This window comes from Chryseobacterium aahli, from assembly GCF_022699665.1.
GTDB lineage: Bacteria > Bacteroidota > Bacteroidia > Flavobacteriales > Weeksellaceae > Chryseobacterium > Chryseobacterium aahli.
The window spans coordinates 99,897-112,394 of record NZ_JALDNB010000016.1 but is presented as its reverse complement, the minus strand read 5'-3'; the positions used below and the strand labels follow the sequence as shown (position 1 = coordinate 112,394).

The following is a 12,498-nucleotide window of genomic DNA, read 5'->3' as shown; positions in this document are numbered from 1 at the left end:
TAATCTTCGATTAGCGCCGCTTCTTTTTAAATTTATAATCTTAAACTTTAGCTTTCATTTCTGCAATGATGTTCATCGCTTCCTGAAGGTAAGTATCTTTTTTAAGATTTTTGATCCACATTTCAGATTTTTTCTTGAATGCTTCATCTTTTTTCTCTCTTTCAACTTCTGCAGGATACATTGAGAATTTAAGACCGTTTTCAAATTTAGTTAAAGCTTTAAATTTCTCAATCTGAGATTTTCTCTGCTTCATCAGGTCATTGAATTTATTGATATTCAAAGTGATCGTTTCTTCTTTATCTAATTGCTCTCTCCATTTTGCAGACTCTAATAATAACTGATAGTTTTTATTATTTGCCATTCTGTCGTTGCTGGATTTCTCTAAAGCTTTCACGTCAAAATAGCTCAGTTTCTGATAATTTGAACTCGGAATTTTGTCCCAAGCCAAAGCAAAATCGTCATATCTCTCACCTACTTCAGCATACGTGAAGAAATCTTCCATTCTGATATCTGATACGATACCTTTTCTCTGATTAGACTCTCCGCTGATTCTGTAGAATTTCTGAATCGTCAGTTTTAATGATCCGAAATCGTCTTCTGTATTTAAGAATCTGTTTAGATCAACAAAAGTCTGTACGGTACCTTTACCGAAAGATTGTGGAGAACCAACAATGATTGCTCTTCCGTAATCCTGCATTGCACCTGCTAAAATCTCAGAAGCTGAAGCAGACAGTTCGTTTTGCATAATTACTAAAGGACCCGTCCAGATCGGAGTTTCCTGTTTATTTTTCAAAGTCTGAATTTTTCCGTTTCCGTCTTTCACCTGAACATAAGGACCTGCATTCATAAATAATCCCATGATGTCACCTACTTCCGTCAATGAACCACCACCGTTATTTCTAAGGTCTAAAACGATTCCTTCAATTCCCTGAGCTTTCAGTTTTACGATCTCGTTTTTGATGTCATCAGAAGCATTTCTTCCTTTTTCGTCTTCAAAATCTGCATTAAAACTTGGTAAATTAATGACTCCGTATTTTTTTCCGTTTGGAGAGTTTACAATAATACTTCTTGCGAAAGTATCTTCAATAGCCACTTCCTCACGGATCATCGTCACCTCAACAATCGTTTTATCTTTTTTCTGAACCGTCAAAGTAACCGGAGTTCCTTTTTCACCTCTGATTAATCTTACCGCTTCGTCAGAAAGCATTCCAACAACATTTACGGCATCTTCTTTAGGTTTAGATCTTACTTTAAGAATTTTATCCCCTTCTGAAAGTTTTTTAGATTTCCAGGCCGGTGCACCAATCGTTAATGCTCCAAGGAAAAGATTTCCTTTTTTCTCCTGAATGATTGCTCCGATTCCGATCACTTTTCCTTTGAACTGAGTATCGAAATCTTCTTTATCTTTTGGAGAATAATAGTTCGTGTGCGGATCGAAAACTTCAGTATATGCATTCATATACACCGTAAACCAATCCATTTTCTTTCTTTTTTGGAATCTGGTGAACGTTTCTTTCACCAAATCTTTTACCTCATCCGTTGCTTTGATTTTTTTCTGTTCAGGTGTAAGAATCTGCAATTTAATGGTGTCATTCAGCTTATACTTCTGCACAGAATCTTTCTTTTCTTTCTGCGCTTCTTCTTTGCTGTTCATCGATTCAATTTCCTGAAGAATATTGTATTTGATGAATTTTCTCCATTCATTATATTGCTCTTTCTTATCTGTCGGAACTTTTTTAAGTTTAGACTCCAAAGTCAAAGTTTCATCTTCTTCCAGGTTAATTGGCTTACTGAAAATATCCTGAGTGATCTTATCAATTTCATCAACTCTTTGGTATAATCTGTCAACGGTCAATTTATAAAAAGACAAATCCCCCATGTTCAGATAATCGTCAAGCTTGGTTTCGTGCTTGCCAAATTCTGCCATATCAGACTGCAGAAAATATCTTTTTCCCGGATCGATCATTTCAAAATAATGTTTGTAAACATCTTTTGAGTAAGCATCATTGATAGGTTTTGGGCTGTAATGTAAATAAGAAAGGGTGTTTTTAACGCTCACCATTATCGTCTGCATTTTCTCATCGTCATTTTTTGGCGAGTTGAAACAAAACATAAGACTTGTCAATGGAATAAGGAGTAGAAATTTATTTAGTTTAAAATTTTTCCACATAAATCTGTATTGTATATTTTATTAAGTTTAAAAAAAATCATTCAATAAGTAGCATTTATTAAATGACTGTTACAAACTATCAAATTTAATACCTTATTTATAATTATCAATTAGTTTTAAGTAATTTTGTTAAAATTTAATTTTTATGGAAAAACCACTTATTCTGGTAACCAATGATGATGGAATTACGGCTCCCGGTATCAGAAATCTTGTAGAATTTATGAACGAAATCGGAGAAGTAATCGTGGTAGCTCCCAATTCTCCTCAGAGCGGAAAAGGTCACGCAATCACCATCAACTCTACTTTAAGCTACGAAGAAGTTCAGCTTGAAGGTCCACAAAAAGATTATTCTTGCAGCGGAACTCCTGTAGACTGTGTCAAGATGGCTTTAGATAAAATACTTCCGAGAAGACCGGATATCGTGGTTTCTGGGATTAATCATGGCGCCAATTCTTCGATCAATGTAATTTATTCAGGAACGATGTCTGCTGCGGTAGAAGGCGGTGTGGAAGGTCTTCCTTCGATTGGTTTTTCACTTCTTGACTTCAGTTGGGAAGCAGATTTTACACAGGCAAAAGAATATATTCAGGGAATTGTGAGAAAAACGTTGGAAAATCCGATGCCTAAAGGTGTTGTTTTAAATGTAAACATTCCGAAACTTTCTAAAGAAGAGATTAAAGGCGTGAAAATTTGTAAGCAAGCCAATGCAAAATGGGAAGAAAGTTTTGACGAAAGAATCAACCCGCACGGTAAAAAATATTACTGGTTAACCGGATATTTCAATAATATGGATGAGTCTGAAGATGCTGATGAAACGGCTTTGGCAAACGGATATATTTCTATTGTTCCCGTTAAATTTGATATGACGGCGTATGAGTATATGAATACGCTGAATGAGGTGATGAGGTTTGATTAAAAATAGAAAAGCGTAGAAAATTATTCTCACGCTTTTTTTATTTATATTCTTTTGTCTTGAAATCGAAGATTCGACGTAGTCAAACAAAAGAACAATCCCCGAAACTTCGGGACAAGACTTGGAATCTGAAGGTTAAAAATTAAATTTTAATTCTATAATTTATCGAAAGCTTTTATAAAGTCTTTTATCAAAAACTTAAATATAACCAAAAACTAAAAAAAACAATTAAATAACCATCAAGCAATTACATTATACTTTTGATTTAAGCTTTTGATTTTATCATAAATATCAACCACTTTTGAATCACATCAAAATTTTCAAATAAATTTGAAGGATTAGTAATTTAAATATTTATATAAAAGATTGGATATACTAATTTAGCGTCTAGTAAAAGAAGATATTTATTGTAGGTAATCAATCTATACTCCCACACGAAGGATTCGTGCGGGAGCAGCCAGGATTATCTTAGATTATATTTCTTCTTTATTTCATATATATACTCCCAAATCAAAATCTTCATATCATGTACACTCGTATTGTTGATAGATAAAAAACCATGCGAAATAGCATCAAAATAGTATGCTACTGTATCCAAAAATATATTTTCACCTGAAGATATATCAAGAAAAAAATCAATATTCTTAATAATTTCGTAATCACCGACTAAAAATTGTGTAGGATCTTTAATGTCATACATTGGTTTATTGATGTTATCTTCATCTAATGCTTTTTCTAACGCAGGTATATAGTAAGTGTAAAATTGTATTAGTTCCATTATATTGTAAAGTATTTCATCATTATTACCATCTTCGTACTCCATCTGGTCCTACTTCCCAAGGCCTATGATATTTTAAATTATTACCTTTTCCTCTATGATAGTGAAATAGTTTTTTACCATCTAAGAACTTCGGTATTGTTAGACGACTGGTAGCTCTGGACTTCATAGTCGTACTTAATTTATGAAAATCTAATCTTGGTTGTGAGCCATAACCAGCTCTAGTTCCTATTGAAAACCCATTTATTTTTCCCCCTCCTCTCAAAAATTTATAACTAAAAGATCCAAGTCCTTTAATTGTTGTACCTGTCCCTCCCATAGTTACCATTAGATCAAAACTTGGATCGTATAAAGTTGGACTTTGCAACTTGTTGTGCATTCTGTATCCATAACCTTCATGATTTCCATATGGACCAAAAGTATGCTGTACCTCTGTACTTGCTAATATTGTGTAAACGTCCTCTCCGCCAAATTGAGCTTTTTGAAGAATATAATCTGTTTTATCACCACCGACATTATTTATCTTCTTACCATTTTCATCATAACCATTGTCAGGCTCAATATTATTTCCCATTGAGTGCATCACATGATTAAATCCTGCAACAAATCCTCCAATCAGCGCTCCTTGCCAAAAGTTCCCTCCTGTAAGTTCAGAACCAACACCGCCCAGAACAGCTCCAGACAAGACTGTTCCTGTAGCACTACTAGCAAAGTTACCAGCAAAAGTAGTAAAAGCAGAAGCTCCAACACTTCCTAAAAACCCTGAAACAAAAGCACTTCCAAAGCCTTGTCCCTGTACAAGAGATATAAACCCTTGTGCTAGAGCATGTACAGTACTTTGTACAAATATCGTTCCTAATTTTCCAATTTCTTGTGCAAATGCCGTTCCCGCAGAGGACGTAAAGACAGTCCCTATACCATACGTCACAACCGCAGAAGCGGCGGCAAATAAGTTGGTTTTCATAAACTGACCCAAATCCCAGTTCTGCCCAGTGATTGATGTCATAACTGTATAGCTAGCTGATGCTATCATAGTAGCAATAACCACAGCAGATAAAAGTTCACCCATGCCAAAAAACTCTCCACTTGGATCATTAAACATCAAGGGGTTATTTAGTACATACCCGTATTTATTATAGTTTTGAGTATTGTAAGGTTCCTGAATATTTTCATCAGCATTTAAGAATCTTCTTAATAAAGGATCATACAATCTTCCATTCATGTGGATGATGCCAACTTCTGCAAAATGCTCATGGCTAGTATATCCTCTGTCTATAACTAACGAAGTATTATCGATTATATTCTTATCAGTAATAACGAGTCCGGCTCCAATTTTTAAATGTGTGATATTGCCCCAAGCATCATAATGTCTCTGTTCCAGTTTATTTCCCGCTTCATCGCTAATCGCTAAAATACTTCCTAAGTAATCTTTATGTAAGAATTTATAGGACCCAACCGTATCGTCAAAGTTTTTTATGTACACAACATTACTTTCATACGGATTTCCTCCTATATAAATCAAATATTTTTCCTTTCCGGTATTATTGTCTTTTACAATTTCAAAGCTTCCATCCTCACTGTAAAATTTAGTAAACTTCCCTTCTCCGTCACTATTGAAGTTTCCACCATAGGTAACCCTCTGTCTCATGCTCGTCAGTCCATATTGAAAAGCTACATCTCCCTTTTCTCCATCAATAAAAACCGGATCATTATTTTCATTGTAGACAATGCTTTGAATAAGATCATTGTTATAATTTTGTGTTCCGGCAGCATTAAGAGTCATTCCTGTAGGCTGATAAATCTTGGTCGAATTTTCATACTTCATCGTACCCACTTGGTCATTATGGGTAATTCTCCCTTTGACATCATAGGTGTTTTGAGAAGCCTGTCCTGTTCTTGGATTTGTCCAATTAATTAATCTGTTATTATCATCGTATTCAAAGGTTTCTGTAATGCTTAAGTCACCACTTGTGATTCTGCTGCTTAATTCATTCTTTATTGCATCAAAGTTATAAATTACTTGCAGTATGCTTGGTGTGCCTTCTAATTGAAGTCTATATTGATGATCTATATTGGCTAAGAATCCGTTATTATCATAGCCATTTAATATTCTAGATCTTCCAAGATTGGCTTTTACTATCTGTCCTTTTGCATTGGTTTCCTGAAGTACCCACAGTACTCTTCCTGAGTTTTTGTCTTTAACCGTCGACAATTGTCCGTTCCAAGAGCTGTAAATATTTTCAATCTGTAACTTTGTCAGAACTCCTGAAGAATATAACTGCTTTTCATAGGAGATAACACGTGCCTTATCATCATAAGTAATTCCTTTCTGGATAAAGTATTTTCCATTACTATTTTCTGAGGAGGACAGTACTCTTCCCTGAGAATCATAAAGAATATTTGAGCTGTAAGCTTTCCCTTTTGATGTTCCTGATTTCGCAATTACCCTTCCCTTATCATCATAGGAGAAAGAAATCAACTTGTTCGTTGCTTCTCCTCCATCAGAGGTGGATAATTCTTTTTGAGTAATTAACTGACCTAAATTATTGTAAGTATATTCTTTGGTTCCTTTTGGACTGATTATTTTCTTTATCTGTCCAAAACCATCATATTCATACTTATATAATCCATTCGAAGGATCATTAAATTCATATTTCCTTCCCCATGCATCATATTTCGTTGTAACAATATTTTCTGCATATTGAGCCCTGATTTGATCTCCTGCTGCATTATATGCAAATTGAATAGTACCTCCTTTATCTGTTGATAAGACAACATTTCCTAATACATCAGCAGTTTTTGTAGTGATTTTATTATAATTATTAATTTCTCTTACTGTTGTGATTAATCCTGAAACAGTGGTTTCCACCTGCTTGCCAGTAAATGCCGTTGCGGTTACTTTAGTTGGGTAAAAGTTGTCATCATATATGATTGTATTCCATTGCCATGGGCTTTGACCATCAAAGTAGGGTTCACTTTCATTAATTTTTCTTCCTAAAACATCATACTGAATATCCTTAGAAACAAACTGTCCCTGATCAAATGCTTTGGTAGTTGTTCTGTAATTTTGACCTATTTTATTCGTGAATTTTTTAGTTACATCACCATCAGAATCATACTGTATGATTGTAATATTTGAATTATCATCTCTTTTATACTCATAGGTTGTAATACCCTCTAAATTACTTTTTGAAGTCATTAGTTTCCCCCAACTATCATAAGTATTGGAAAGAACATTTCCTAAGGGGTCTGTCTGAGTTAAAATTTGTCCCCAGTTATCGTAAGAGATATTGGTCACCAATCCTAAGTTATCAGTCTTTTTTATAACAAATCTACCTTTAGAATCATATTCAGCTAATGTATTTTGAGCTTGGGAATCTATACTATTGCTGATTAATTTCTGAGTAACATTTCCAAAGCCATCGTAGTTATAAGTTTCTAATAAATAACCTGTATTATCTCTATTCCATGTTTTAAGAGTTTTTAAGAGATTATTTTCGTAAGTATATTCTTCTTTTGCCGATTTAGTATCTCCATAAGCTTGTGTAGCATCTGTTTTTGATTTGGGGCGGCCTATATAATAATCTGATCCAACACCTGCAAGATTATGAAAGTATTCAAATAGAGATGTGGTTATGGCATATCCATTATTTACATTAGTCACACTTTGCACAGGGACATAATAGTCGCCATAAATGATGTTTCCTGTAGTAATAATACCTGTTAAGAAGTCTTTTGTTATAATGCTTTTAGGTACAAAAGCTGTAACTGCTTTTGGCTTGTCTACATCTGAAACAACACTAACTATCTGTCCGTTTACCAATTTATCAGTCTGGTAAGTAGTCGATTTAAAACTTAGTAGTTGTGTATTGTTTTCAGATATATCACCCGGAAATATTTGGTTGTTGTTATTGGTTTTGATAGACCATTGTTTTACAGGAGCAGCATCTTGTAATGGATCCATTTCTACCCCCGACCATATGATTGTATTTTCAAATCCATTCGCATACCACGAAGATCGAGCTGCCTGACGAAAACCAATCATACCTTTGCCGGTAAAATGGCTTAAGAAACCTCTATACTTAAAGTCCTGAATCAATGTCCCGTTAGGAACCGTTTGCTTAAGTTTTGAAACTGCGGTTGATAAAGGGATTAGCTCCAATTCAAAATACGGAAATAATTCTTTTTTGGTTGACTTGTAAAAATTAGGATCAGTTTTAGAATTAAGTTCCTGATAAATTACTTCTGTTGTATTACTCCCTTGTGTAATAAATTTGGCTCTGGATAATGTTGGTGTATATGTATACCCATATTGGGTAACATAATTATATGCACAGCCAATAATTCCTGAACAATCATCAGGTCTACCTATGGAGATAATCTGTTGATTAGTTCGGTTCAAACTCAAAGTTCCAAAAGGAATGATTTTTTGCGTATATTCTCTTCTCCAATCCCTTACTCTGTAAAATTGTAAATCTCCGTTTGTCTGGATAGGTGAACTTTGTAAGAAAGCACTATCCCCACCAGCCGTAGAGTAAAATGCCTTCGCATAATTTGCCGTATTGTTTGTGGTGGTCTTATTGACTGAATAAACAAAAGTACGTAAAACCGTTTTCTCCTCATCGCGATGGTTAGACCATTCATGGTTATGTAAAAATACATAACTAACAACAATATCTGATTTACCATCCGCATCCAGATCTGCAACATTGTATTGAAAATATCTGCTTTCTGAAAAGGAGCAACCACCTCCTGACTCCCATACATTATGACTGCTTTCCATCAATACTTCATTCCCAGAACTATAATAAATAAAGTTGTTAATGAAAGACTGGTTAAAATTTTGGCCGTCTGAGGTATATAAATTCCAGTTGTATGATTTATTTGCTTGAGGAACCAAAATATCAATCTTATTATCACCATTGAAGTCTCCAAATAATGCTCCGGATGAAACCCCTTGAATACTTTGACCTGAAAAATTTCCTACGTTAACTTTTAGGTAGCTTCCGTCAGCTTGTTTTCTGAAATTAAATACATTGGTCATCGTGCCGTTAGATGCTAGTTGAATAATATCTTGTATACCATCCCCATTTAGATCAGCAAAACGATTATTTCTATTGTTTTCAGAAGCATTATTAATATTAACCCCTCCGTCGTAGTTAAAGCTGTTAGTTGTGATGTCCAGATTTTCGTCTATGTCAAGTAGGAATGATCTGTGATATGTAAAAAAATCAATTGTACCACCGCCACCTGGAGGAATTATTTTAGCTTCTTCATCAGCTTTTATGCTGGATAGCAAATCATCTCCATATTCAACATTTGATGAGTTGATCTTTGGTTGAAGATTAAGTTTGGAAGTCACAACAGGTTCTGTTGCAAGACTACTATCGAGGTTGGAAGTCTTAAACGGATTAGGAGCGCTTGTACATCTATTCCTTCTGTTGAACCCTATCATCAACTCTGAAATACCATCCCCGTCGTAATCATAAGTCTCCAAATAGCCAACATTGATTGCTATTGCCGCTGTACATTCAGTTCCACCACTTAGTTCGCCACCGGGACTGTAAAAACTGTAAGGAATCAGTTTTGTATATTCAAGCTTAAATTTGAAGTCAGAAGTGTCAATAGAATATACAAGTAATTCAAAGTTTGGCTGTTGGGAATCCGCAGTTGCAACTTTATGTGGTATTACGATGCCAATCTTGTTCTTAGCATAACCATCTTTTTTAAATGTTATGGATGTAGCCTTTGCAAATTCCTCAGATGTAAATCTATTGAATTCATATTGTAAAGGCATCAATGCTACATCTTTATAAACAGAGCTTTTAAAATTAATAACTCCTACCTGACCCGACGGTGAAGATCCTGGAGTAGGAATAAACTCAAGATAATCAGTAATACCATCCATGTCAAAATCGCCATATTTTTTAGTATTACTTGTAGCGATACTGTTCTCTTTAGTTGTTTCTTCATTTACTGGTTGGTATTGTTCGTAGTTAACCAAAATTGGATTAGCTGCTTGATCACCAGAATTATATTCTGTTATCTTGTTTGTAAACTGATAACTTGTTCCATTATTAGTATATTCTACTGCATATCTTTTAAATTGATTATTGTTTGTTTTAACAATAATTTCTTTTAACAGTTGATTTTGTATAAACTTAATTCCATTTAAAAAATTTACTTCTTTTAACGTTCTTTCATTAAAGTAGTTAAATTCAATCTTATTAAAATGTGGTTTGCCACTTACCTCATTTCCTCCCCATTCTATATTTGATATGGTAGCAACATTGGTAGAAGCACTCTGCATGTAGTTGTAAGAAATATAATTTCCTTGCGCATCTTTCCACTTAACGATATTATATTCCAACGGAGTTTTGGCAACATTTGCAACTGCTGCCGTAGCTCCATACCATCCTTGTGAACCGTCCTCGAATGTCAAGTGCCAATATTCCGGACCTTGCCAAGTTTGTCCCGCGATTGCTCCAACCGATCTAATTTTTATATTGGAATATTTTTCTGTACTATATTCTGCACCGTCTTTTCCATATTCCCCGGACTTTAATATCAATCTCTGTCCATTAAAACTGTAATAATCAGAATAATCAAATTGAATTCCTTTTATTTCTCCATTAGTCTCAATAGTTTTACTAATTCTTGAAATATTTGTAATTCCTGACAAATTCCAACCATAACCAGCAATTCCATTTCCTGAACCGCTGGTGTAAACTAAATTAACTTGAGGCGCAACGCTTTTCACTCCCGGAGGTAAAGCAATAGGTAAAGTAAATTGTAATTGTCCTGCACCATTTACATCGATATTGCCTTTTGTATCATGAAAACTTTGTCCGGATGGAGCTGTTGTTGCGGATGGATTGTTGACTCCAGCCTGAGAGTCTGTTGGTCCGCCACCTATATTTTCCGTTCCGGAACCTATCTTGGCTATAAATGGATTAGATACTCCAGAAGTTGCCTTAAAACCAGGTGCCATGATGACAGTCTGTGGATCTTGTACCGTTCTGGTTGTGCTTTCGGTCTGATGAAGAATGGTCTGTGAGTATCCTAATATCATGAAAAATGATAAAAGGAATGAATAGAATAATTTCATATTCTTGAGATATAGGGTGGTTTATTAATTTTTTTATCGTTTGGTAATGTTTCTGCTGAATACTCTACCGTCCTTCAACTGAACATGTAAAACATAAACACCCCATTCATAACCGGTCATGTTTATTTTCAATTGTTTGTTGAGATTAGGAAGATTCTGCTGCTGAAATTTCCAGTGAACAGTACTATGCTGGTAGATAGAAACCGTAGCAATAAGTTCGTCAAGTTCATCCGTCCAATCAATTGTCAAATAGTCATTGACCGGTACAGGATAAATTCTCATTTGTTTCCAGAATGATTTCGCATCAAGCGTTGGAGTTGCAGCTACGGTCTTTTCTTCAACTTTCAAAGTATCAGTCTTAGTTTCTTTGGCCAATAAATCTTTGGGAGCTGCTTTTCCGTTGACGTTTGGGCCACGGTATCTTTGATTTCCGGCTTCATCATATTTGAAATAAACTTCAGTCTGAGTTTGCGAATATCCTATAAAGCCCACAATCAATGAGAACACCGAAAGTAATTTTCTTTTCATAATAAATTTATTTGTGATTTAAAATAAGTTGTTGAACCTGGTTTTTAAGTTCCTTGATCTCCTCAGATTGCGATTTTAATTGCTTATTCTGTTCTATTGAATATAAAGTTAATTCCTCAATTTTCTCCAAAAGTTTAGCATCCATTTCAGCAACATTAATTCCCTTTTCAATTACTTCAGACGCTGATGGTATATTTGGTAAGTGTCCTTTTTCCGAAATATGCTTTTCAACTTCCTCTAAAGTCTTGAGTTGATAATCTTTTTTAAAAACATAATCAGCCCAGACATTTGTTTTCACTTCAACCTCTTTTGCAAATATTTTCCCGTTAAATCTTGCGGTGGCATTATTAAAAAACTTAGCCCAAATCCCATTATGATTATCTTCAAAACCAATATAAGAACTTCCATCATTACCATTGTTTGGCATAGAAAATAAAATATTATGTGAAATTCCCATGTTTCTCATGACGGCATCCCCAGGAATAGCCCCTGTTGCGAAACAATTATTACAAGAAGATTTAGCAATCACAAATCTCCCATGGGAATTGGCTAATTCAGTATACGCATTTTCAGCCTGAAAAATTCTTAAATTGGCATCTGAAGCTGTAACATCATTTACTCCAATTTTTACTTTCCCCGGAGTTGCTTCTAAAATAGCTTTTCTCCAAGGTTGAGAACCGTTATCATTAGTTTTTCTGAAATACAATTCCTGATCAAAAAAACTTCCTGCAAACTGCATCCCATAATTATTTGTTCCGTTTGTATGTCTTACATCCAATAGATGCCACCAACTTGCAGCTCCATCTGGATAATTTATAGGCGTGTTAGTTTCATAAAAGCCACTGTTTGATGTTGGTGCACCTGCATCATTTCTTGTCTGGGTATTTTGAGAAAATACAATTGAACTAAATATAAGTCCTGCGAAAAGTAACGTTTTTTTCATTTGTTGAGTTTTCGTTTTTATTAATTTTAAATATTAGTTATCAAAGTCAATATTCATA

Annotated in this window: 6 protein-coding genes; 1 reads left to right on the top strand and 5 read right to left on the bottom strand. The window is 34.6% G+C overall.

All coding sequences use genetic code 11. The features are described from left to right. Positions 1–40 precede the first annotated feature (40 nt). Positions 41–2,170, bottom strand: a complete 2,130-nt coding sequence (locus MQX03_RS19945) for a carboxy terminal-processing peptidase (protein ID WP_242805347.1) — start codon at positions 2,168–2,170, stop codon at positions 41–43. Between the two features lie 145 nt (positions 2,171–2,315). On the opposite strand from MQX03_RS19945, the gene surE reads away from it, so the two are divergent. Beyond that, positions 2,316–3,086 carry a 5'/3'-nucleotidase SurE gene (gene surE / locus MQX03_RS19940; protein WP_242805345.1) on the top strand — a complete coding sequence of 257 codons (771 nt, stop codon included), beginning with the start codon at positions 2,316–2,318 and terminating at the stop codon, positions 3,084–3,086. Positions 3,087–3,546: 460 nt separating this feature from the next. On the opposite strand, the gene MQX03_RS19935 is transcribed toward surE, so the two are convergent. The 4 genes from MQX03_RS19935 to MQX03_RS19920 are packed head-to-tail and all read right to left on the bottom strand — an operon-like array spanning position 3,547 to position 12,440. After that, the gene (locus MQX03_RS19935) at positions 3,547–3,906 is read right to left on the bottom strand and encodes a hypothetical protein (protein WP_242805344.1); all 360 of its coding nucleotides are present in this window, start codon (positions 3,904–3,906) and stop codon (positions 3,547–3,549) included. Beyond that, positions 3,887–10,969, bottom strand: coding sequence for an RHS repeat-associated core domain-containing protein (locus MQX03_RS19930; RefSeq protein WP_242805342.1), 7,083 nt, complete (start codon positions 10,967–10,969; stop codon positions 3,887–3,889). Before MQX03_RS19930 ends, MQX03_RS19935 begins: the two co-directional genes overlap by 20 nt. A gap of 33 nt (positions 10,970–11,002) precedes the next feature. Next, the gene (locus MQX03_RS19925) at positions 11,003–11,497 is read right to left on the bottom strand and encodes a T9SS type A sorting domain-containing protein (RefSeq protein WP_242805340.1); all 495 of its coding nucleotides are present in this window, start codon (positions 11,495–11,497) and stop codon (positions 11,003–11,005) included. Positions 11,498–11,504: 7 nt separating this feature from the next. Next, positions 11,505–12,440, bottom strand: coding sequence for a cell wall anchor protein (locus MQX03_RS19920; protein ID WP_242805338.1), 936 nt, complete (start codon positions 12,438–12,440; stop codon positions 11,505–11,507). Between the last annotated feature and the right edge of the window lie 58 nt (positions 12,441–12,498).

What these genes read in the sequence shown, in the direction of transcription:
- MQX03_RS19945 (WP_242805347.1), bottom strand. Translation starts at nt 2,170, where the DNA reads ATGTGGAAAAATTTTAAACTAAATAAATTTCTACTCCTTATTCCATTG.
- surE (WP_242805345.1), top strand. Translation starts at nt 2,316, where the DNA reads ATGGAAAAACCACTTATTCTGGTAACCAATGATGATGGAATTACGGCT.
- MQX03_RS19935 (WP_242805344.1), bottom strand. Translation starts at nt 3,906, where the DNA reads ATGGAGTACGAAGATGGTAATAATGATGAAATACTTTACAATATAATG.
- MQX03_RS19930 (WP_242805342.1), bottom strand. Translation starts at nt 10,969, where the DNA reads ATGAAATTATTCTATTCATTCCTTTTATCATTTTTCATGATATTAGGA.
- MQX03_RS19925 (WP_242805340.1), bottom strand. Translation starts at nt 11,497, where the DNA reads ATGAAAAGAAAATTACTTTCGGTGTTCTCATTGATTGTGGGCTTTATA.
- MQX03_RS19920 (WP_242805338.1), bottom strand. Translation starts at nt 12,440, where the DNA reads ATGAAAAAAACGTTACTTTTCGCAGGACTTATATTTAGTTCAATTGTA.